The organism is Ignatzschineria ureiclastica (assembly GCF_003121845.1).
GTDB classification, from domain to species: Bacteria; Pseudomonadota; Gammaproteobacteria; order Cardiobacteriales; family Wohlfahrtiimonadaceae; genus Ignatzschineria; species Ignatzschineria ureiclastica.
Map to the genome: position 1 here is coordinate 584,183 of NZ_QEWQ01000001.1, position 23,158 is coordinate 607,340.

General features: G+C 41.8%; 16 protein-coding genes and 1 tRNA gene. 7 read left to right on the plus strand and 10 right to left on the minus strand.

Going from position 1 to position 23,158, the window contains the following annotated elements; all coding sequences use genetic code 11:
* The first annotated feature begins 393 nt into the window (after positions 1-393).
* The gene (locus DC083_RS02445) at positions 394-2,352 is read left to right on the plus strand and encodes a bifunctional 2',3'-cyclic-nucleotide 2'-phosphodiesterase/3'-nucleotidase (RefSeq protein ID WP_109188662.1); all 1,959 of its coding nucleotides are present in this window, start codon (positions 394-396) and stop codon (positions 2,350-2,352) included.
* Between the two features lie 161 nt (positions 2,353-2,513).
* Here the strand turns inward: DC083_RS02445 and DC083_RS02450 are convergent, their stop codons facing one another.
* From DC083_RS02450 to hemE, 3 genes are all read right to left on the minus strand, one after another.
* Entirely contained in the window at positions 2,514-2,918 is a 405-nt protein-coding gene (locus DC083_RS02450) for a response regulator (protein WP_109188663.1), read from the minus strand.
* Between the two features lie 156 nt (positions 2,919-3,074).
* Complete coding sequence (locus DC083_RS02455) at positions 3,075-3,524, minus strand: NUDIX domain-containing protein (RefSeq protein ID WP_109188664.1); 450 nt, start codon at positions 3,522-3,524, stop codon at positions 3,075-3,077.
* A 3-nt stretch (positions 3,525-3,527) separates the two neighbouring features.
* Positions 3,528-4,616 carry a uroporphyrinogen decarboxylase gene (hemE, locus tag DC083_RS02460; protein ID WP_109188665.1) on the minus strand — a complete coding sequence of 363 codons (1,089 nt, stop codon included), beginning with the start codon at positions 4,614-4,616 and terminating at the stop codon, positions 3,528-3,530.
* A 424-nt stretch (positions 4,617-5,040) separates the two neighbouring features.
* Here hemE and rpsB point away from each other — a divergent pair, with 424 nt between their 5' ends.
* From rpsB to DC083_RS10170, 4 genes are all read left to right on the plus strand, one after another.
* Positions 5,041-5,811 (plus strand): 30S ribosomal protein S2, encoded by a 771-nt coding sequence (rpsB, locus tag DC083_RS02465; protein WP_109188666.1) that lies wholly within the window; start codon positions 5,041-5,043, stop codon positions 5,809-5,811.
* A gap of 102 nt (positions 5,812-5,913) precedes the next feature.
* Entirely contained in the window at positions 5,914-6,777 is an 864-nt protein-coding gene (tsf, locus tag DC083_RS02470; RefSeq protein ID WP_109188667.1) for a translation elongation factor Ts, read from the plus strand.
* Between the two features lie 505 nt (positions 6,778-7,282).
* A complete protein-coding gene (gene clcA / locus DC083_RS02475) occupies positions 7,283-8,680 on the plus strand; it encodes a H(+)/Cl(-) exchange transporter ClcA (protein WP_229822226.1) in 1,398 nt (465 codons plus the stop codon).
* Between the two features lie 542 nt (positions 8,681-9,222).
* A complete protein-coding gene (locus DC083_RS10170; RefSeq protein WP_157954874.1) occupies positions 9,223-9,363 on the plus strand; it encodes a hypothetical protein in 141 nt (46 codons plus the stop codon).
* Between the two features lie 149 nt (positions 9,364-9,512).
* Here DC083_RS10170 and DC083_RS02480 read toward each other — a convergent pair.
* The 5 genes from DC083_RS02480 to pxpB form a co-directional block, all read right to left on the minus strand.
* Positions 9,513-9,588 (minus strand) — tRNA-Val (locus DC083_RS02480).
* Between the two features lie 461 nt (positions 9,589-10,049).
* Positions 10,050-11,279 carry an NRAMP family divalent metal transporter gene (locus DC083_RS02485; RefSeq protein ID WP_109188668.1) on the minus strand — a complete coding sequence of 410 codons (1,230 nt, stop codon included), beginning with the start codon at positions 11,277-11,279 and terminating at the stop codon, positions 10,050-10,052.
* Positions 11,280-11,601: 322 nt separating this feature from the next.
* Complete coding sequence (locus DC083_RS02490) at positions 11,602-12,396, minus strand: LamB/YcsF family protein (protein ID WP_109188669.1); 795 nt, start codon at positions 12,394-12,396, stop codon at positions 11,602-11,604.
* Between the two features lie 21 nt (positions 12,397-12,417).
* The gene (locus DC083_RS02495) at positions 12,418-13,383 is read right to left on the minus strand and encodes a 5-oxoprolinase subunit C family protein (protein ID WP_109188670.1); all 966 of its coding nucleotides are present in this window, start codon (positions 13,381-13,383) and stop codon (positions 12,418-12,420) included.
* The gene (gene pxpB, locus DC083_RS02500) at positions 13,380-14,051 is read right to left on the minus strand and encodes a 5-oxoprolinase subunit PxpB (RefSeq protein WP_229822230.1); all 672 of its coding nucleotides are present in this window, start codon (positions 14,049-14,051) and stop codon (positions 13,380-13,382) included. The genes DC083_RS02495 and pxpB overlap by 4 nt, the downstream gene beginning before the upstream one ends.
* Before the next feature lie 743 nt (positions 14,052-14,794).
* Here pxpB and DC083_RS02505 point away from each other — a divergent pair.
* Positions 14,795-16,822 carry a TonB-dependent receptor domain-containing protein gene (locus DC083_RS02505; RefSeq protein WP_109188671.1) on the plus strand — a complete coding sequence of 676 codons (2,028 nt, stop codon included), beginning with the start codon at positions 14,795-14,797 and terminating at the stop codon, positions 16,820-16,822.
* A gap of 355 nt (positions 16,823-17,177) precedes the next feature.
* Complete coding sequence (gene gltS, locus DC083_RS02510; protein ID WP_109188672.1) at positions 17,178-18,383, plus strand: sodium/glutamate symporter; 1,206 nt, start codon at positions 17,178-17,180, stop codon at positions 18,381-18,383.
* 376 nt (positions 18,384-18,759) lie between these two features.
* Here gltS and carB read toward each other — a convergent pair whose 3' ends face one another.
* Positions 18,760-21,987 (minus strand): carbamoyl-phosphate synthase large subunit, encoded by a 3,228-nt coding sequence (gene carB / locus DC083_RS02515; protein ID WP_109188673.1) that lies wholly within the window; start codon positions 21,985-21,987, stop codon positions 18,760-18,762.
* A gap of 9 nt (positions 21,988-21,996) precedes the next feature.
* Positions 21,997-22,566, minus strand: a complete 570-nt coding sequence (locus tag DC083_RS02520; protein WP_109188674.1) for a carbamoyl-phosphate synthase domain-containing protein — start codon at positions 22,564-22,566, stop codon at positions 21,997-21,999.
* Between the last annotated feature and the right edge of the window lie 592 nt (positions 22,567-23,158).

Consider the following 23,158-nt stretch of genomic DNA (forward strand, 5'->3'; position numbering starts at 1 on the left):
AATGAGAGATGTTTCTTAGTAATTTCAAATCAAATCTGATTCCGGGCGGGAGAGAATGTTTGCAATTCCAGACAAATCCCGCGCCCGCGGATGAGCGATTCTCAATCGTTCAACAGTATAAGCAGACACAATATGTTTAAAAAAATGCAAAAAATCGACACATCAATAAAACGTGGTTAAATAATCGAGAAAAATCGACATGAGTTTTCGGCATTGAGAAACACCACAACTGCCGGCGCGGGATCGGTGAAAGAACAGAATCATTCCACCCGGCGATGGGATAAATTTTCTAAGTTATTCCGAACAATAATCCGCCTCAATAAACATTAATTGTATTAATCGATATAATATTGCTAATCTGATTTTGATTATCAACTCAAAGGAGAATAAATCATGAAGCAAATCTGCAAATTATCGGCTTTAGCGCTAGTAGTTACGCTCAATTTACAAGCCACACAAGCGGCAACTGTTGATCTTCGAGTATTGGAAACCACAGATATCCATAGTAATTTACTCGATTTTGATTACTATAAAGATCAGCCAACCGAGCAATTTGGCCTTGTACGCACGGCGACACTCATTAAGAATGCCGAAGAAGAAGCCCCCAATTCCGTCTTAGTCGATAATGGTGATTTGATTCAAGGCAGCCCACTTGCAGATTATATGGCAGCGAGAGGCATTCATGATGGAGAATCTCATCCAGCGCATACCTTGATGAATACCATGGGTTATACGGTGGGGAATTTCGGTAATCATGAGTTTAACTTTGGGCTTGATTATCTTGAGCAAGCCATTGCCGGCGCAGAATTTCCCTATGTCAATGCTAATGTGATGGATGCCACTACGGGCCTTAATTACTTCAACCCTTACATTATCGTCGATACGCCGGTCATCGATCGAGATGGTCATCCACAGAATATTAAAATTGGCTATATCGGCTTTGTTCCCCCTCAAATTATGATTTGGGATAAGCCCAATTTAGCCGGTAAAGTGACGGTGAATGACATTACCGAAACCGCTCAAAAATTTGTGCCGGAGATGAAAGCGGAAGGTGCAGATATTATTATCGCAATTCCCCATTCAGGATTCTCACAAGAGCCCTACAAAGCAATGGCAGAAAACTCCGTTTACTATCTGAGTGAAGTGCCCGGAATAGATGCAATCCTCTTTGGTCATTCCCATGGCGTTTTCCCCAGTGCCTCTTTTGCTGATATTCCCGGCGTTAATCTCGAAAAAGGCACTATTAATGGGATTCCTGCGGTGATGCCCGGGCAATGGGGGGATCACTTAGGCGTTGTTGATCTTGTCTTAAATGATGATGACGGCCATTGGAAAGTCATTGATGCGCAATCTGAAGCGCGCCCCATTTTTGATAAAGCAAATCGCCAAGCGCTTGTGGAACGAGATGAGGATTTAGCGGCTTTGATAAGCCAGCCCCATGCAGAAACCCGGGAATTTGTCGGCCAACAGATAGGGAAAGCATCCGATAATATGTATAGTTATCTCGCCCTAATTCAGAGTGATCCAACGGTTCAAATTGTCAATGATGCGCAGGCAGCTTATACTCGCCATTTTATTCAAGGTGATCCCGATTTAGAAGATATCCCGGTATTGTCCGCAGCAGCGCCTTTTAAAGCTGGCGGCCGGAAAAATGCCCCTCAAGATTTTGTCGAAGTTGAACAAGGGGATCTCACATTCCGTAATGCCGCAGATCTCTATCTCTATCCTAATACCCTTGCCGTTGTGAAACTAACCGGTGCTGATGTCATAGAATGGCTTGAGTGTTCCGCTGGAATGTTTAACCAAATTGATCCTGACAATCCTGAACCGCAATATCTACTCAATTGGGAAGGATTTAGAACCTATAATTTCGATACAATAAGCGGCGTTGATTATGAAATTGATGTGACGGAACCGGCAAAATATGATGTGGATTGCCAAGTGATTAATCCTGATGCCAATAGAGTTAAATCGGTGACTTATAATGGCAAGCCCATTGATCTTAATGCACCTTTCTTAGTAGCCACTAATAATTATCGGGCTTATGGGGGGAAATTTGCCGGCACAGGTGATGAGCATGTGGCCTTTGCTTCTCCTGATGAAAATCGTACTATTCTGGCAAACTATATTGCCAAAGAGACGAAAGAGAAAGGTGTTGTCACGAGTAAAGCAGTGAATAATTGGCAGTTCAGCCCCATCAAAAGTGATCAACCACTTGATATCCGCTTTGAAACATCCCCAAGTGAAAAGGCAGAAGCCTATATTCAAGAGAATGCACAATATCCTGTCAATCGTATGACCACCGATCCCATCGGTTTTGCGGTATATCAAATTAATTTAATGGGAAAATAGTCATTCACAGAGTAGAGAAATTAGAAAGATGCAAGAATCTGTGATTTATAGTGAGATCGGTTCAAAATAAGCTTATTAAAATGCGCTTGAACTTTGGAAGGCTCAAGCGCATTTCTCTCATAATAGGCAGTCTTTTTAACAATCAATATCGACCGGTTTAATCACTGATCTTGGCTGTTCTCGATGCTGTTTTGATACTCATCCCAAAGCTTTTTAATCCGCTCATAAAGGAAGGTTTCATCACCACTTTTACTAATAATGCCGATCAGCTCTGGTGGGCGCGGCTCTGAATAGAGCACAAGACGATCATTGGTCGTTGTGATAATCCCCGGAATAATCCTTGGCGAAAGCTGCTTTTGTAATTGTTCAAGCGTTTCAGGTCCACTGCTACCGGGTAATACAAGATCAACGACAATCAGATCTGGCACAATCCCTGTTGCTAAAAGGGTTACTGCTTCTTCATAGCTATGGCAGAGATAATAGATCTTCTCGGGGAATGTCTCCTCAATACGATGATTAAATTCTGTATCTGCACAGACACAGAGTACTTTGTCTAATCGTTGCATACGTTTATATCCCTCAAATTATCCATTACACATTCTATTGCGCAATCATCTATTAAAAATCAACTACTATAAATTAGCTACTTCAAGTTATTGAAAACAACGCTCAATCCCAATTTGGCTGGACGAATTTAACTGGACCAATTCAACTAGACCTAACTAATGTTGTCCAACCCGCCGATCGTAGGCCAGATAAGTGTCAGACCATAAGATCACTTCCTGCACTCGCGGTGTTACATGCTTCAGCGCTTCACTTCGCGTAAACCATGCCCAATCACTATGTTCAGGACGACCAATTTCGGGATTAATAGGCAAACGAATACCGCGCCGACGAGTTTCGGCCAAGTAATAACGCGCGACCTTTTTACCTCGGAAATAGGGTTCTGTCTCATAATAATCTTGCCCCCAAGGAAAAGTGAGATCTCGAATCGTCGTCTCTTCCCATACTTCCCGCAAGGCCGTCTCAAGTGGCTTCTCCCCCTCTTCAATCTGCCCTTTTGGAAAATCCCAAAAGTTAAAAGATTTTAGTAGAAGATAACGAAAAGCCCCTCGATCCCATCGAACAATTACCGCCCCACATGAGAGAATCTCTGGCGGATAACTATTCATAAATTACCCTTTTTGCTGACCTAATATATGGTACTGCGGGCTCAATTCATGAACGGCTTCCACCATCGCTTTCACATTTTCAGGATCTATACCTGGATGAATACCATGACCTAAGTTGAAGATATGCCCTTCATTTTCTCCAACGTGGCCAAATCCTGCGAGAACTTGTCCTACATGCTCACGCACCACTTTCGGTGTTGAGTAGAGAACGCCAGGATCCATATTCCCTTGAAGCACAACTTGCTGACCGACTTGCGCTTTAGCTTCGCTAATATCCGTCATCCAATCAAGTCCAAGCCCATTTGCCCCAATCACAGCTTGCTCTTTCAGCCACATACCGCCATTTTTAGTGAATACGATACTAGGAATAGGCGCACCATCATACTCTTTGATCAAACCATTGATAATCTTCTGCATATAACGAAGCGAGAATTCTTGATAATGCTGTTTAGAGAGAATTCCTCCCCAAGTATCAAAGATCTGCACCGCAGCCGCCCCACTTTGAATCTGTGCATTGAGATAATCGATTACCACATCCGCTAATTTATCAAGTAGTAGATGCATCGCTTCAGGATGTTCATACATAAAGCCACGCACTTTACCGAAATCTTTACTGCTACCGCCTTCGATCATATAGGTTGCAAGCGTCCAAGGGCTACCGGTAAAACCAATCAACGGTACTTCATTTTTAAGTGCTTTACGAATGGTTGACACGGCATTCATCACATAGCCAAGTTCATCATTCACATCGATCTTCGGCAATGCTTCGATATCCGCTACCGACTCAATAGGTTTAGCAAAAACCGGCCCTTTACCTGAAACGAAGCTAAGATCTAAGCCCATCGCATCAGGAATGGTCAAAATATCAGAGAAGAGAATCGCCGCATCAAAGCCAAATCGATCAATGGGCTGCAGTGTTACTTCACAAGCAAACTCGGCATTACGGCAGAGCGACATAAAATCCCCTGCTTTTGCCCGAACAGCACGATACTCAGGGAGATAACGGCCCGCTTGACGCATCATCCATACAGGCGTACGATCCACTGGCTCTTTGAGTAGCGCACGAATAAAACGATCATTTTTATAAGTCATTGTTCTATCCTAAGTCTTAAATTATATCGCCGAAATTATACCATAAGACGTACCGTTCCTCCCCTTAATATTATTTTAAATTGCTAGATAAAATCTTACGTTAGCGCTATAATACGGGGCTTGTCATTTTTAAGAGCCGATCCCGTTACTTCTTGATATGGGCAACCATTTTGAGAGTGATCTGGTGATGACTGTTAAAGAGGATAATTACGCGTAAGTTGAGGGTCACAAAATATTGTAATCCGTATTTTTGATACGTTTCATACATTTAAATCGGCCTTATACTTACATTTTTTATTTTACATTACTCACAGATTTTCAAACCTAAACGGGGGTGCTTGCGTAGATTTCAGCAATGGAACTTCGACAAGTTACGTTTACGGATGATCTGGAGGCTTAACCCTAAATTATAAAAGGAAAAATTATGTCACAAGTTTCTATGCGCGATATGCTCGAAGCGGGCGTTCACTTCGGCCATCAAACTCGTTTTTGGAATCCAAAAATGAAACCTTATATCTTTGGCTCACGTTCAAAGATTCATATCATTAACTTAGAAGAAACGCTTCCTATGTTTAATGATGCGATGAACTTTATCTCTAAAGTTGCATCACAAAATGGTCGTGTATTGTTCGTAGGTACAAAACGCGCAGCCTCTGACATTATCACAGAACAAGCTAAACGTGCAGGTATGCCTTACGTTAACCATCGCTGGTTAGGTGGTATGCTTACTAACTTCAAAACTGTTCGTAACTCAATTCGTCGTCTTCGTGAAATCGAAGAGATGAAAGCTGATGGTTCTCTTGAGCGTTTAACTAAAAAAGAAGGTATTCTTTTAGAGCGTGAACTCAACAAACTTGAGAAAAGCCTCGGCGGTATCAAAGAGATGCCAAACATTCCTGATGCAATTTTCATCATCGATGTAGGCTACGAAAGCAATGCAGTTGCAGAAGCTAGAAAAATGGGTATTCCTGTGATTGGCGTTGTAGATACTAACAGCTCACCAGACAATATCGATTACGTTATTCCTGGTAACGATGATGCGATCCGTGCAATTCAACTCTATGCAACAGCAGCCGCTGATGCAATCATTGAAGGTCGTGGTTCAAATGCACAATTGGTTTCTCAAGATCTTCAAGAGAAAGATCAATTTGTAGAAGTCGTAGAAGAAGTTGTTGAAGTAGAAGCAGCAGAATAATGCATTATTGAGTGTCATCGAGATCTTGCTTGCAAGTACTTTATGGCACTCAATCTTCTTCCTCTTTTCTAATTAACTTTTCATTGATAAAGGTATTTTATAATGGCAATTACAGCAGCTATGGTAAAAGAACTCCGTGAGCGTACGGGTTCTGGAATGATGGAATGCAAAAAAGCATTAACAGAGACAAATGGTGATATCGAAGCAGCAATCGAATTGATGCGTAAAAACGGCCAAGCAAAAGCTGATAAAAAAGCAGATCGTGCAGCGGCTGAAGGGACTCTTTTAGTACGTAACGACGATAAATTCGGCGTGATCGTAGAAGTCAACTGTGAAACTGACTTCGTCACTAAAAACGAAGACTTTATCGCATTCTCTAATAAAGTTGCAGATATCGCTTTCGAAAAACGTGCAACTTGCATCGATGACTTAGCAGATATCACTGTTGACGGTATCTCTCTTGATGAAGCGCGTAAAAACCTCATCGCGAAAATCGGTGAAAACATCACTGTTCGTCGCGTCGCAGGTATCGAAGCAAAAGGCACAATCGGTGCATATCTTCACGGTATCCGTATTGCAGCAATCGTTGACGTTGAAGGTGGAAACGCTGAACTTCCACGCGACATCGCAATGCACATCGCAGCAGCTAAACCTATTTGTGTAGACGCATCTGGCGTTCCTAGCGATATCTTGGATAAAGAGCGTGAAATTTTCACAGCACAAGCGGCTGAATCAGGACGCCCTGCAGATATCCAAGAGAAAATGATCGAAGGCCGTATCCGTAAATATCTTGAAGAAGTGACACTTGTAGGTCAAGCGTTCGTTAAAGATCCTGACACAACTGTTGAAAAACTTCTTAAATCTGAATCAGCAAAAGTGAACAGCTTTGTTCGTTTAGAGCTTGGTGAAGGTGTTGAAATTGTTGAATCTGACTTCGCTGCAGAAGTGATGGAACAATTAAAATAAGATTTATAAAAATAAGATTCATATACTGATCGATTCGATGAGTCACTAAACAGAATCAAAGAAAAAGAGTGAGGATTGATTCCCCACTCTTTTTTTGTGCCTACTTCTTATAGTAGTATCGGTTCAAAATAAGCTTATTTAAATGCCGGCGCATCAGCTGATCGAGGCGAGAAAACTGTTCTATCCCGCATCTTGCAAGTATTATTGAGTACGATTTGATGTACTTTTAAATCCCACACTAGCTACTTAAAACTATTTTTTCTTAAACCAAATTTACTATAAATGACATTATTAAATTCAAAAATGACTTTAACTAATTGACTTTAACTAATTGACTTTAACTAATTGACTACATCGATAACTCATTAAATAAAAATAATAAACACAATACAATATCCACTTAAAATATCGATATCTATTTTTTATTATTTTATTGCTTATTATAGATTATAATAATGACCGTTATTTCAAACTTGTTACTGCCTCACTACTGAAGGATTTTATTTTGAAATTTAAGTTTATCGACCAATTAATTAAAAGCGATAAAACACCGCTCCATATCTTACTACTATCGGCGATCATTGGGGCTTGCGCAGGCCTGCTCGGTGTCGCTTTTCAATTTAGTGTGGATTTTATCTCTACCATTCGCGTCAGTAAAGTTGAGCAATATCTCTCTGACCCGCTTCATATTGCCATCGCAATCTTTATTGTCTCGATGATCTTGAGCATGATCTCTTACTATATTGTGAAACGCTTTGCACCAGAAGCGGGTGGTTCGGGGATTCCGGAAGTAGAGGGAGCACTTGAAGATCTCCGCCCTGTTCGCTGGTGGAGAGTATTGCCGGTAAAATTCTTAGGGGGATTAGGTACGCTCGGCTCCGGAATGGTACTCGGCCGCGAAGGGCCCACCGTACAGATGGGAGCCAATATTGCGGGAATGTTTGCCGATATCTTTCGTCTTAAGCAAGGAGAAAATCGCCATATTCTATTAGCATCCGGCGCAGCTGCAGGTCTTTCTGCCGCCTTTAATGCCCCACTGGCAGGTATTATCTTTGTTATTGAAGAGATGCGAAGTGAGTTTAAATACGGTTTAATCTCTTTTAAATCGGTACTGATTGGCTCTGTTATGGCCACGATTGTTTTCCGCGTTATCTATGGTAGTAGCACGCTCCTTAATATTGGTACCTTTGATCACGTCGATCTATCTGCACTTTGGCTCTTCTTACTCTTAGGGTTTTTAATGGGACTTGTTGGCCTCTCCTTTAACCGCTCGTTACTCTTCTTACAAGATCGCTTCGAAGCGTTTTATAGAGGGAAAATGCTTCGCTTTGTGATTACAGGTGGCATTATTGGAGGTTCTTGTGGTGTCATTGCGCTCTATCTGCCGGATCTCGTAGGGGAAGGCTTTAATGTAATCCACGCTTGGCGCAATGGCTCCTTTACGCTACAGATGTTACTCATCATCTTTCTACTGCGCTTTTTAACCTCTATTATCTGCTTTAGCTCCGGCGCTACCGGCGGTATTTTCTCACCATTATTAGCCCTCGGAACACTTTTTGGGGCACTTTTTGGGGATTATGCCATTCATTTCTTCCCGCAATATGAGCTACATACAGGCATCTTTGCTATTGCCGGTATGGGCGCGCTCTTTGCGGCAACGGTACGTGCGCCTTTAACAGGAGCGATCTTAGTACTAGAACTCACCAGCAGTTTCACCCTTATTTTACCGATGCTCATTACCTGCTTAGGGGCAACGATTGCAGCGCAACTCTTTGGTGGTCATCCGCTCTATACGGTACTACTTGAGAAAACACTTCTCAAGAACCATCAACCAATTCGCAATCCTCTTGATACGCCCAATTGCGAACCTAGATCGACAGCTTCGACTGAAACAAAATCATAATCAGGAAGCATAATGAGGTAATTGTCATTAGTAATAAGACAAATGAGAGCCGTTACAAGACGGCTCTTTTTTATATCCGCTTATACAAAACTATTCGCAGATATGAGATTCTTCTTGAGATGCAACTACCCTCTCCGGAATCAGGTTTAATTTGAAACAAATAAGATAATTAATCTCATCGCCGGGGCGAATGACCTTGCTCTTGCAACAATTGTGCGCCGGCAGATTAGGTATCTTCAATACCGAGAGATTAGAAATCACTCACTTGCGAGCGCAGGATCCCTCTGGAATTGCAAGCATTCCCTCCCGCCGCAAATTACCCCCTATTTAGAATCACTCAGAAGAGTTTCCTCATCGCCGGGGCGAATGACCTTGCGCTTGCAACAATTACGTGCCGGCAAATTAGGCATTTCTAATACCGAGAGATTAGAAATCACTCACTTGCGGGCGCAGGATCTCTCTGGAATTGCAAATATTCCCTCCCGCCGCGAATTAGCCCCTATTTAGAATCACTCAGAAGATTAATCTCATCGCCGGAGCGAATGACCTTACTCTTGCAACAATTGCGTGCCGGCAGATTAGGCCTCTCTAATACCGAAAGATTAGAAATCACTCACTTGCGGGCGCAGGATCTCTCTGGAATTGCAAATATTCCCTCCCGCCACGAATTACCCCCTATTTAGAATCACTCAGAAGAGTTTCCTCATCGCCGGGCGAATGACCCCGCGCTTGCAACAATTGTGCGCCGGCAGATTAGGCATCTAATACCGAGAGATTCAAAAAATCGAGATAAGAAAAAACCTCTTACATTTCTGTAAGAGGTTTGTCTATTTGGTGGGTGCTGAGGGGTTCGAACCCCCGACCCTCGCCTTGTAAGGGCGATGCTCTACCAACTGAGCTAAGCACCCAATAGAAGAGAAATTATATTCAATTCTGTTGGCGTTGTCAAGATTTTTTAGCTATCTAATTTAAACGCTGATTTGTAAATTTTGTTACTAACCGGTTTAAATGTTTGCTGTCTCAACCAACGAAGACAAGTATACGCTATTTTTTATAAGAGTCAAAACTTTTTATGCCTAATTTTTTACCGTTTTTTGAACTTTTTTGGAATAAATTTATCGGCTCTTTCTAACTTATTATTTTACAAAAATAAGCCTTTGATTTAATCATTTCACTTTCTTGAAAAAAACATCTCTCATTTCTCTTTAATAATGAGAAATTTATGGATTAGATTCCCATTTATACCTTCTATTTGCCTTTTATAGACAAAAGAAAAGCAGATATTGCCTCTGTAAAATTCTCACAGTCACAATATCTGCTTACTTTATTGTCATCACTTCTTAACTTTTCTTAAATGGAAAAAATGATTTTATCCCACAATATAATGGTAGAGTGTTTGTACACCTAAAACAGTCATAATCACAACCACAATCGCCCCAAATACTGTCTGCCAAATAGGATGTTTGTAATCGCCAACAACATCTTTACGGTATGCCGCAAATAGAATAGGCCCTAATGTTAACGGCAGAATCAAACCATTGAGCGCTCCTACAAAAATCAATATCTCAACAGGACGACCAATACTGACAAAGACCACTGTCGAAATAAAGATAAAGGCGATGATAAATTGATTCTGATTCTTCGCCACTTTATCGCTAAAGACTCGCAAAAAGGTGACTGAAGTATAAGCGGCACCAATCACAGAGGTTACCGCTGCAGCCCACATAATTACCCCAAAGAAGAGATAACCTACTCGTCCTGCAGCGTGTTCAAAGACTGAAGCCATCGGATTATCTGCAGCGAGTTGTACGCCTTGACTAATCACGCCTAATACCGCTAAGAAAAGAATAATGCGCATTACGGCTGTGACACCGATCCCCATCAATGAGCCTTGGGAAACTTCTTTCACTACATTCTTGCCATGTACCCCGGCATCTAAGAGACGATGTGCGCCGGCAAAAGTGATATAACCACCAACAGTACCTCCCACAAGCGTTACGGTTGCTAATACTAAAGCAGATAATGGTGCATCGGGTACAAAGGTACGGTAAGCAGCTTCAGCAACCGGTGGGGATGATTTAAACACAATATAGAGCGTTAAGAAAATCATCACGATACCAGCCAATTGGATAAATTTATCCATAATGCGCCCCGCTTCCTTAAAGAGAAAGATCGCAATCGCTATCGCGGCACTAATCATTGCCCCCACTTCTACCGATACACCGGTGAAGACATTTAGTCCTAACCCAGCGCCCGCAACATTCCCAATATTGAAAGCAAGTCCACCCATTACGACTAGCACAGAGACAAAATAGCCTAATCCGGGAATTACTTTATTGGCAATATCTTGCCCGCGCATATTCGACACAGTAATAATTCGCCAAATATTGAGCTGTGCCCCTAAATCCAAAATAATGGAGAAGAGAATCACAAAAGCAAAACTAGCCCCTAGCTGCATTGTAAATGTGGTTGTTTGTGTTAAAAATCCAGGTCCAATGGCGGATAATCCCATAAGGAAGACCGCACCAATAATTGCACTACGCCTTGCCTTGGCATTTTCATTGATATCGTAAGGTTTGTTAGAAGATGCTTTGCCCATAAATGACTCCTTTGATTGTTTCTGAATATTCTCTTCACTGTAGTAGTTTTTGAGATATAGCAGAGATAATGATAAATAGAATCACACTTAGTGATTATTCCGATGATTTCAGTGAGCTTATATCGACTCTATTCGTTGTTATTATGCTGAACTCATCGCACAGTTTAGGCTATCGAAACACGCGCCTCGGTAGCCTGATAAAATTGATACTCAATATAGGGATAATAGCCACAATGAACATTCAACAATGAATACTCAAATAGCCCCCAATAGAGCTCTTAAGTAGCACTCTTAAATAGAACATTTAAATGACATTTCCCATTTAATATGCACTAATAAGAATCTGTCGTTCTTTAAAGGTTTGACGAATCTCTTCAACAAACTGTAATGCCGAAGCCCCATCACCGTGTACACAGATAGTATCTGCCTCTAAAGGGATGATTTCTCCTGTGACCGCCGTCACAGAATTCGACTCTACCATCTGTAATACTTGTGCAATCGATACTTTATGATCGGTAATCAGAGCATTTGCATCGGTACGAGGAGTCAGTGTCCCATCTGTTTGATAGGTTCGATCTGCAAAGACCTCATTCATGACGGCTAAACCCACTTCTCTTCCCGCTCGGATCAGCGCACTTCCCGATAAACCATAAAGAATCGCTTCCCCTTGAGAGACATCCACAATGGCATGGGCGATCGCTAAGGCTAGGGACTCATTCGTCGCTGCCATATTATAGAGCGCGCCATGTGGCTTGACATGATGCAGCTTTCCGCCTAAAGCTTGGATAAATCCTTGTAATGCACCCACTTGATAGACCACCATGTTATAGGCTTCTTTGGGGGTAATAGCCATATTCCGTCGACCAAATCCTTGAAGATCAGGTAGCCCCGGATGCGCACCGATCGCTACCTCATAATCGAGCGCTAATTCCACCGTTTGTCGCATCGTATCAAAATCGCCAGCATGAAAACCACACGCGATATTCGCCGAGCTAATTAAGGGCAAAATCGCTTCATCATTCCCCATTTTCCAAGCACCAAAGCTTTCCCCTAAATCACAATTGAGATCGGCTTTCTTACATTCATTCTCAGTAGCACTCTTATTGTCATGAACCATCTTACTCTCCTAAAAATGTGCTTAAAGACAAGGTTGTGGTAGACGCAAAATATATTCCACATTTCGTAAATATTGTTGTTGAATCTCTAGTTTTTCTCGAGCTTCCGCTTCATCAATTAAGACAAATTGCACTTTCTTACGGGCGGGTAAATAAGCTAACTTCCACAATTCCGCTTGAGGGATAACGGCAATTCTCGGGTAACCGCCAGTACTTTGACATTCTGCTGCCAGTACAAGAGGCTGCCCGCTAGGTGGCACTTGAATAACGCCTTCAAACACACCTTGAGAACGCATCTCTTCTGGGCGATCCCGTACTAATGCCTCACCCTCTAAGCGAACCCCCATACGGTTACTATTACTACCAATTTCCCATTCTTGCGCAAAAAAACGTTGCTGAGATTGTGCATCAAATTGCTCAAACTCTGGTCCTTTGAGAACCGATACAGTACTACTAATATAGGTGCGACTAAATGCACGCACGCCAACAGCATGATTAATAGCATAAGTAGAATCTTTGAAATTGAGGCGATCCCCTTTCGCTAAAGGTGCACCATTCCCTTTATGACCACCGAGACGATTTTTAATATCCGCACTACAAGAGCCCATCACAGGTGTAACATCAAAGCCCCCTTCAACAGCAAGATAACTATACATTCCTGAGTTATGTGCTGGTTTTAATTCAACTATTTGTCCTCGCCGAATATAAGTTCGCCAACCATGCCAACCTTGGCTCTGTCCATCTATCACAATAGTACAATTAGAGCCTGTAACTGCTATCCAGGTTGCACGATGAAACCGAAATTTTACTGGCGTAACGATACTCACTTCTAATGCCGGTGTATTACCTGGGTTCCCCACTAAACGATTGGCAAGATGTAAGGATACACCATCAATCGCACCTGCTTTTCCTACGCCCATCTGTGCATAAGAGAATCGACCATAATCTTGGATACTGCTTAAAATTCCGGGATTCAATACTTCCATCATAATAGAATCTCCTTGGCAACAAATCGTAGCTGATCGCCGGGTGAAAAGAGTGAGGGATGTTCTTGTGAAAGATCAAAAAAAGATAATTCAGTATTCCCTAAAATCTGCCAACCACCGGGGGATTCGCCGGGATAGACACCTGTTTGAGAACCACCAATACCCACACTACCCGCCGGAATCACCACACGCGGAACGGCTCGGCGATCCGTATGAATCTTTGGATCTAAGCCACCTAAATAGACAAATCCCGGCATAAAGCCCACAAAATAGACGGTATAAGTCGGGGCAGTATGCAGAGCGACCACCTCTTCCGGTGTCATCTGATGAATTTGCGCAACTTCTAGTAAATCAGGGCCTTTCTCACCGCCATAAGTGACAGGAACTTCGATTAATTTACCTTGAAACTGTGTAGAAAGATCTAACTGCCCTGCCTCCTGCCATAATGCATTTAATTCTGCCATGCAGGCTGTTTTATCAATATATAAATAAGGATTTAGAAAAATCGTTAAATTGTTCATTCCCGGAACAATATCGATAATATTCGGATCATTGCGCTGTTGCAACGTTTGGCCAATCCACCATATTTTTTGTTGATTTTCTAAACTCATAGCGCCTGTCACCGAGAGGGTTATCCCCCGATCACCGACACAATATATTGCTATGGACACGTGACTCCTCCTGTTTCCATGATTTCATAAAACAGCTCTAGTTTATTCATTGATGGCTTATGACTAGAGTACAGATCTATTTGATTATGATGCTATTGCTTGATCTATAGGATATCAGTCGATGATCACAAACTATCGAGAATCAACCTATTACGTTAATTATCGTGACGGACAGTGAATGCGTAGATTCCTACATTAGGTCACATCTATTCTGATTGTTATTTTTATTAAACAGATGATCTCAATATAAATTCAAGCATATTAATTCTTTATAGACTACCTACATATATATAGCACTTATTTTTATCAAATTGACACCCTTTTTTGAATTTTTTTATCAAATTGCTTTGTTTAGCATGATTTATCATTTATTCGAAAATCTTCTTGTGCTTTTTTTATACATTTTCCTCATTCCAAATAGGAGAGGACAAATCGCTCTATCATGTTAGTACAGAGACACATCTCTCATATATCTTTACTTTTTCATGAAAAATAATAGGTTAATCACCTTAACAAGCCATACTTTTATGAAATTATGTTTGACAATAGCTTTTAAATAGGAATAATTACTATTTACATATAGCAATTATTCTTCTCGGCATAAGACACAGATATTGCTTTTGTAAAATAAAAGGTTACCAGTAGTATTTTATCTCTCTTATCAAAACTAATGGCACCTATATTTTTAACCCTTTTTTACCAATCACTGAGTTGTGTTCTATCTCACCCATAGGAATTTTTCAATGTTACAATCCGATCCCGCAAAGCGTTCTTTCTCTCGGCTTAATCAAGCTTTATTCTCCTTTCTTTTCCTCTCTACGCTCCCTTTTGCAACAGCACAGACAACTCCTGAATCTGTCTCTTTAGCAGAAGAGGATCTCCTTAATGTGCCAACCATCGATCTCTCAAAAGTTGTTGTGACCGCAGGTGGTTTTGCACAAGCCGTCAAAGATGCACCGGCCTCCATCTCTGTTGTTACACAAGAAGAGATTGCACAAGCCCCTTTCCGTGATGTCACTGATGCCATTGCCGATATTCCCGGCGTTGTCATTACCGGCGGTGGTGCCAATGCCGATATCAGTATTCGCGGTATGGGCTCGCAATATACCTTGATGATGGTCGATGGCAAACGACAAAACTCTCGTGCCACGCGCCCCAATAGTGATGGTGCGGGTATTGAGCAAGGTTGGATTCCACCGTTAGGCGCCATTGAACGTATTGAGGTGATTCGTGGACCGATGTCTTCCCGCTATGGCTCTGATGCGATGGGCGGTGTCATCAATATCATTACCAAAAAAGTGAGTGATCGTTGGATGGGCAATATCCGTACAGATGCGACCATTCAAAATGATTCCGATGCCGGCCATAGTCTCAATACGGAGCTTTACCTTAGCGGCCCCCTTATTCAAGAAAAATTAGGGTTACAAGTCTATGGGAAATATTCTCACCGTAAAGAAGACGAGAAACTCGCAGGTCAACCTAAACGACAAATTCAAAACTTTGGAGGGAAATTAACCTTTGTACCGATGGCAGGACAAACGTTTGAATTAGAGTACGGAAACGGTTCTCAAAAACGGAATAAAACCGAAGGCAAATCGGCAGATGCCACGAGCGAAGATAAGTATAAACGTACTAATTACTCTGCTCGTTATCTAGGGGAATTTGATCATGGCATTATGGCGGAATTGTTCTATGCTTACGAAAAAAATGACAATACTTCTCGCCAAATGATCGTAAAAAATACCGAAGTGAGCGGTAATGTGATCATTCCGATTGCTAATCATACAGTCACGCTCGGCGGGCAATTCATTGATGAAAAACTCTCTGACAATAATAACCGTCTTGATAGTGATATCAGACAAATTACCCGTAAAAGCCATGCAATTTTCTTAGAAGATGAATGGTGGTTATTCGATAATTTTGCGATCACAGCCGGCCTTCGTTACGATCATGATGAAAACTACGGAAGCCACTACTCTCCAAGATTGTATGGGGTTTGGAATATTAATGATGCTTTCACCTTAAAAGGCGGTGTTTCTACCGGTTATAAAACGCCGGCTATTCGTCAAGCGGTTGCCGATTGGGGCGCACAAACAGGTGGTGGCCGTAGTAATGGGTTGATTCTTGGAAATCCAGATCTCAAACCTGAAAAATCTACCAACTATGAAATCGGTTTAAGTTATACCCCGCACGATCAATTCAACTTTGATATCACAGGATTCTATACAAAATTTAAGGATAAACTCCAAAATATCGAGCTCTGCCGGAGTACAGGTAAGAGTGATGATTGTGTCGCCCCTAATGGTTCAAAATTCTTCTTTATTCAAACAAATGAGAATATCGATACGGCAGATCTGAAAGGAATTGAGCTTGCAGTTCAATGGCAACCGATAGATCCTGTGACTCTCAAAGGTAGCTATACTTGGACTAAGACAAAACAAACCAGTGGTCAATATCAAGGTGCTCCTTTAAACCGTATTCCTGAACATCTCTTTAATATCCATGCAGATTGGCAGATCAATCCACAGGCGAATGTGTGGGCAAAAGTGAGTTTCCGCGGTAAAGAGACTTCACTTTCAAGACAAGGTGCTCGTGGTACTGAGTATGATAGCTATACATTGATGGATATTGGGGGCTCTTATCAATTGAGTCGTGATGTGAGTTTCTATGCGGGTATTTATAATATTGCCAATAAACACATTACCGATGAAAATTATGGCCGTGACTTAGATGGTCGTCGCTATTGGATGGGAGTTGATATTAGTTTCTAAGTTACCTTTAGATCAGTAAGTTATTCGGTAATAAATATCAATATTAACTGGGATTAAATATGAATTAAATAGGAATTAAATGCAGCTTAATGGCCGATATCTATCGTTTATTACCGGATATTCCTAATGATTAACTGAAAGCTGTAAAGGTGGATTTTTAACCTTTACAGCTTTTTTGCTATAAATTGATACAAATTTGTAGTACAAATGATCTCTTCAATAAAATAGATAGCCGATGCTTGATTCATGCATTTTTAAAATGCGTTAGGCATTATTAGAATATTCGCTAGGGAATAATAACAATATTGTGAACCCTATTCCGGCTACTATTCGTCACTTTTAGAGGTTTATTGTTATGGTTTTTCAATTTGATGTGCTAAGCACACTTCTTCTCACAATTCTCTGCCTACTCGGCGGTAGTGAACTCAAAAAACGCATTAAATGGTTACAAAAATTTTGTATCCCGGCACCTGTTATTGGTGGATTCTTAATCAGTCTAATAATCTGGTTACTTCGAAGTTTAGAGCTCGCCTCTTTTCAATTCGATACGAGTATTCAGAGCTACCTGATGGTGGCATTCTTTACCACAGTCGGCTTAGGGGGCAGCTTTAAAATCCTTCGTTCTGGTGGAAAATTACTCTTAATCTATCTTTGTATCTGCTGGTTTATCGCCTTTTTCCAAAATACCTTTGGAGTTGGGATTGCTATGGCGCTCGATACTAATCCGATACTGGGTGTGATGGCTGGAGCCGTTTCTCTGACCGGTGGTCACGGGGGGGCAGCGGCCTTTGGTGGAATGGCTGAAGAATTAGGTCATAGCTCTGCAACGATTGCAGCCCTAGCGGCCGCAACTTTCGGACTTATTGCCGGTAGTCTACTCGGCGGCCCTGTGGCGAGCTACCTTATCCGTAAACATCATGTCAAAATTGAAGCAGATAGTGATGTCACCTTTACTAAAGAGATTCATGAGAATCCGCTCATCTCCACTACAGTGGATACCTTTGCTTTCTTAAAAATGTTAGCACTGATTCTCTTCATTATGGTCATTGGTCGGATGGCTTCTACCCTTTTCACCGAAGCAACAGGCTTCTCATTACCGAGCTATGTCGGCGCAATGTTAGTTGCGGTGGTCGTCCGTAATCTCAATGATCGTCTCGAATGGATTCCCATTCATGAGAAGAGTATTGATCTGATCTCCGGGGCTTCTTTAGGCTTATTCCTTACAATGGCGATGATGTCGCTTAAAATCTGGGAGCTGAGTGAAGTGGCTTTACCGCTCTTTATTATTTTAGTATTGCAAGTTCTCGCATTATTACTGATGACGATCTTTATCGTCTTTCCTCTACTTGGAAAAAACTACGATGCTGCGGTCATGTGTTCTGGTTTAATGGGACATGGGCTCGGTGCAACACCGAATGCGATGGCCAATATGACCTCTGTATGTGAACGCTATAAAGTAATCTCCACCAAAGCCCTGATGATCGTACCATTAAGTGGTGCCGTCCTGATTGATATCGTCGCAATTCCCTATCATACTTGGCTGATTAACTTTTTCTCATAAAAAAGATATCAGGTTCAGAAAACATATTTCAGATCTCATCACAATAAAGTACTGATCTGTCATCACTAATGAATAAAAATCCCTGAAATAGTCGAAAGTCACTTGATCGAACTATCTCAGGGATTTTTTATGATGAGTGTAAGATTTTCACCTTACTCCACCTTACTTATTATAGTAATATCGGTTTAAGAAAAATGGTTTTTAAACAGCTATTTCGGAATTTTAAAAAGCATAAGACCGTACTAAACAACACTTGCAAGATGCCGGATAGAACGGCTTCCTTACCTCGATCAGCCGATGCGCCGGCATTTCAATAATGCTTATTTTGAACCAAATTTACTATAAGTATCCATATTGCGAATATTCCTCTATAAACCTAGGCAATAGAAGCTAAATCTTGCAGGGATACCACTGCTAATTGTGGTGCAAAATGGAGACTTTCACAGATCGCTTTTGCACCAGCCATCGTTGTGTAATAAGGTACACGATGACTTAATGCAGCTCGGCGAATCGCATAACTTGATGCTCTACCGGCGAGATCCCGCGCCTCAGTATTAATCACCATCGCCACTTTTCCTGCTTTGATCGCCTCTTTGAGCGTTAATTGTGCTTCATCTACAGTAACCACAGTAATCGCAAAGCCACTACTTTGTAACGCTTTTGCCGTTCCTGGCGTTGCCCAAAGTGTATAACCTGCCTCTATCAAATAAGGGGCAATAGCAGGTAATAGATCTTTATCCCGATCTTCTACCGAGAGGAAGACAATACCTTCCGGGCGAACCTTTTCTCCGGCACCCAGTTGTGCTTTAAGGTAGGCTTCTGCCATCGTCTGACCAATTCCCATCACTTCACCTGTGGAACGCATCTCGGGCCCTAAAATTACATCAATACCACTAAACTTATTGAAAGGAAATACCGCCTCTTTCACTGCATAGCCCCCTTTTGCTTGAGCCATTTCGGCAGCTTGTAATGGATCAACCCCCGTTAAATTTTGTGCTTGAAGGGGAATGCCGGCCATCACCCTCGCTGCAATTTTCGCCAATGGCTGTTTCATGGCTTTACTGACGAAAGGTACAGTTCTAGATGCCCTTGGATTGACTTCTAAAAGATAGACGATATTATCTTGTACCGCATACTGTACATTCATCAAGCCACGAACAGATAGCGCTTTCGCCAAGGCTTCAGTTTGAGCAATAATCTCCGCCTGAACATCTTTTGAAAGAGAGTGAGGCGGTAAGACTGAGGCTGAATCTCCTGAATGAACACCTGCTTGCTCAATATGCTCCATTAAACCACCGACTAGCAATGTCTCCCCATCAAAAATAGCATCTACATCTACCTCTATGGCATGATCTAAGAAATGATCTAACAAAATCGGGCTATTCGGTGTCACCGTCACTGCTTCTTGCATATAACGCTGCAAAGCCTCATCTGAATAGACAATCTGCATCGCCCGCCCCCCTAAAACATAAGAGGGTCTAACGACTAAGGGATATCCTACTTTCGAGGCAAGCTGCAATGCCTCCGCTTCACTATAGGCAATTTGGTTTTCAGGTTGAGTAAGCGCCAATTCATTCACAATCGATTGAAAACGCGCCCGATCTTCTGCAAGATCAATGCTATCTGCCGATGTACCGATAATCGGTACACCATTCTCTTCCAGTGCCTTGGCTAATTTAAGCGGTGTTTGTCCGCCATAATGCACAATCACCCCTTCTGGCTGTTCAATACGGATAATCTCTAATAGATCTTCTAAGGTCAAAGGCTCGAAATAGAGACGATCTGAAATATCAAAATCTGTGGAAACTGTTTCGGGATTACAATTAACCATAATCGTTTCAAAGCCTGATTCCCGTAAGGCCAATGAGGCGTGAACGCAGCAGTAATCAAATTCAATCCCTTGCCCGATCCTATTCGGTCCGCCGCCTAGAATCATCACTTTTCGGCGATCACTGACCCGCGCTTCACAATAATCTTCATAGGTAGAATAGAGATATGCGATATCTGTCGGAAATGCGCCGGCACAGCTATCTACACGTTTATATACAGGATGAAGGTCTAAGCTCTCCCGCAGCGCACGAATATGTTTCTCTTTAATTTGTAGGCAATCGGCAATTTTCTGATCAGAAAAACCTTTCCGTTTTAAAGTCCGTAGACGATTATACGTTAAATCAGATAATTCCGAATCTTGAAGAGCTTTCTCTTCTGCCACTAAATCGGCAAGCTGCGCAATAAACCAAGGATCAATCCAAGAATATTGATTAATCTCGGCGATACTCATTCCAATACGAAGCGCATCCGCTACATAGAGGATCCGCTCAGGGCCTGCCTCTTTTAATTCCCGAATAATTACGGCGCGATCCTGACTGCGAGACGCTAAGCCTGAAAGCCCCGTTTCTAAACCTCTGAGAGCCTTCTGTAGTGATTCTTGAAATGTTCGTCCCATCGCCATCACTTCTCCCACGGATTTCATCTGCGTAGTTAAGCGATCATTTGTATTCGTAAATTTTTCAAAGGCAAAACGGGGGACTTTCGTTACCACATAATCAATCGCGGGTTCTACAGTTGCCGGTAGATCTGAACCGATCATATCATTATCAAGTTCTGCAAGCGTATAACCTACGGCTAATTTAGCAGTGATCTTCGCAATCGGATAACCGGTTGCTTTTGAGGCAAGAGCAGAAGAGCGAGATACTCGGGGATTCATCTCGATGACCACTAATTCCCCATTTGCAGGATTCATCGCAAATTGTACATTTGAACCGCCGGTATCAACACCAATTTCCCGAATAATCGCAAACGTCGCATCGCGCACTAATTGATACTCTTCATCTGTGAGCGTTTGCGCCGGGGCAATCGTAATTGAATCCCCGGTATGAACACCCATCGGATCAAAGTTTTCAATAGAGCAGACAATCATCACATGATCCGATTTATCCCGAATAACCTCCATCTCAATCTCTTTCCAACCTAATACCGATTGTTCAATGAGTAATTCATGAGTCGGCGATGCTTCAAATCCTCGTTCACAGATCTCAATAAATTCAGCTTCATCATGGGCAATGCCGCCCCCTGTTCCCCCCATCGTAAAAGAGGGCCGAATAAGTGTTGGATAACCTACGACAGTTTGCGCTTCAAAAGCCTCCGCCATCGAATGAACAACAAAGGCTTTAGGACACTGTAAACCAATATTCTCCATCGCAATTTTAAACTTACCACGATCTTCCGCCTTATCAATTGCGGTAATGGTTGCGCCGATAATTTCAACATTATATTGTTCAAGAATCCCATTACGGCTCAAATCAAGGGCACAATTGAGAGCTGTTTGCCCACCCATCGTTGGTAAAATAGCATCCGGGCGCTCTTTCTCGATAATTTTAGCCACTGTCTGCCAAGTAATAGGCTCGATATAAGTGGCATCTGCCATCTCAGGATCAGTCATAATTGTTGCCGGATTTGAATTCACGAGAATAACTCGGAATCCCTCACTTTTGAGAGCTTTACAGGCTTGCGCTCCGGAATAATCAAACTCACAAGCTTGACCAATGACAATCGGGCCGGCACCGATAATTAAAATAGATTGTAAATCTTGACGTTTTGGCATGATGTCCTCCTATCCTTGGGGATTTTGTAATGAAATAGTGGTTGAATTTTGAGTAACTGAATTTTGAGTAGATCTGTTTTGGCTGGATGATAAAAGGGTTGTCATTCTATTTTCGGGATATTCAACGCCAAAATAGTGCTTAAACTTTGCCTCTAACTGCAAGGCACTCAATTTACCTGTGATAATCACACCAGAAATCGTGCCAAAATTACTCTCAGCTTCACGCACAAGCGTGCTCAAATGACGAGTATCCACTTCACTGATCGCAATAATATGATGTCGTCGCAAATACTCCTTCAGGGGCCATTGACTCTGAAAATGGCTCTCCATCACAGGGTAATCCCGTAAGATTACACCCGAAACAACCGGTTTTCGGTCTTCACTTATCCCGGTATTACCGATATGGGGATAGGTAAATGCGATGATCTGTTGCTCATAAGCTGAATCTGTTAAGACGTTTTCATACCCTGTAGCACCACGATAAAGTGTGATATTGGCCATCACTTCACCCTCTGCGCCTACGCTTACACCTGTAAAAACAGTCCCATCAGCTAATAGCAATGTTGCGATCTCTTTCATCAGTTTTCTCTCTCCTTAATTATTTCATTATTGTTATGATGATTTTCACCCACTTTTTTGGGGCAAAAAAAAACACGTCCCCCTCAAAGATGAGGGTTTTACGTGCTTTTGTGACATCAATGCTTCATGTCATAGAAGCATTTCATCATAACGAGCGAAAGCTCACTTGACAACGATTTTTTACATTTTTTATCTAATAAGCTGAAATTATAAGAAGATTTTTAACAATCAATCACCTATCTATAAACGATTATCAGTCCGCAAAATAACAAGGATTTAAGCCATTTAATCCGACTCTATTCAAGGGATTTTCCAAGTCCCATCAAATCAGAAAAATTTTGAAATCTACGCAATATCGTTTGAAAAATGCGTCAAAAATAGACTAGAGAGGCACCATTAATAATTGTCTATCACATTCAATTCCTATGGAAATATAATAAATTGGGTTTAAGAAAAATGGTTTTTAAAACAGCTATCGCGGGATTTTAAAACACATAAAACCGTACTAAACAACACTTGCAAGATGCCGAATAGAACGACTTTCTCACTGATCACAACCGATGCGCCGGCATTTATTTTGAACCGACATTAC

Coding starts and splice junctions, on each gene's coding strand:
- DC083_RS02445 (WP_109188662.1), top strand. CDS start 394: ATGAAGCAAATCTGCAAATTATCGGCTTTAGCGCTAGTAGTTACGCTC.
- DC083_RS02450 (WP_109188663.1), bottom strand. CDS start 2,918: ATGCAACGATTAGACAAAGTACTCTGTGTCTGTGCAGATACAGAATTT.
- DC083_RS02455 (WP_109188664.1), bottom strand. CDS start 3,524: ATGAATAGTTATCCGCCAGAGATTCTCTCATGTGGGGCGGTAATTGTT.
- hemE (WP_109188665.1), bottom strand. CDS start 4,616: ATGACTTATAAAAATGATCGTTTTATTCGTGCGCTACTCAAAGAGCCA.
- rpsB (WP_109188666.1), top strand. CDS start 5,041: ATGTCACAAGTTTCTATGCGCGATATGCTCGAAGCGGGCGTTCACTTC.
- tsf (WP_109188667.1), top strand. CDS start 5,914: ATGGCAATTACAGCAGCTATGGTAAAAGAACTCCGTGAGCGTACGGGT.
- DC083_RS10170 (WP_157954874.1), top strand. CDS start 9,223: ATGACCTTACTCTTGCAACAATTGCGTGCCGGCAGATTAGGCCTCTCT.
- DC083_RS02485 (WP_109188668.1), bottom strand. CDS start 11,279: ATGGGCAAAGCATCTTCTAACAAACCTTACGATATCAATGAAAATGCC.
- DC083_RS02490 (WP_109188669.1), bottom strand. CDS start 12,396: ATGGTTCATGACAATAAGAGTGCTACTGAGAATGAATGTAAGAAAGCC.
- DC083_RS02495 (WP_109188670.1), bottom strand. CDS start 13,383: ATGATGGAAGTATTGAATCCCGGAATTTTAAGCAGTATCCAAGATTAT.
- DC083_RS02505 (WP_109188671.1), top strand. CDS start 14,795: ATGTTACAATCCGATCCCGCAAAGCGTTCTTTCTCTCGGCTTAATCAA.
- gltS (WP_109188672.1), top strand. CDS start 17,178: ATGGTTTTTCAATTTGATGTGCTAAGCACACTTCTTCTCACAATTCTC.
- carB (WP_109188673.1), bottom strand. CDS start 21,987: ATGCCAAAACGTCAAGATTTACAATCTATTTTAATTATCGGTGCCGGC.
- DC083_RS02520 (WP_109188674.1), bottom strand. CDS start 22,566: ATGAAAGAGATCGCAACATTGCTATTAGCTGATGGGACTGTTTTTACA.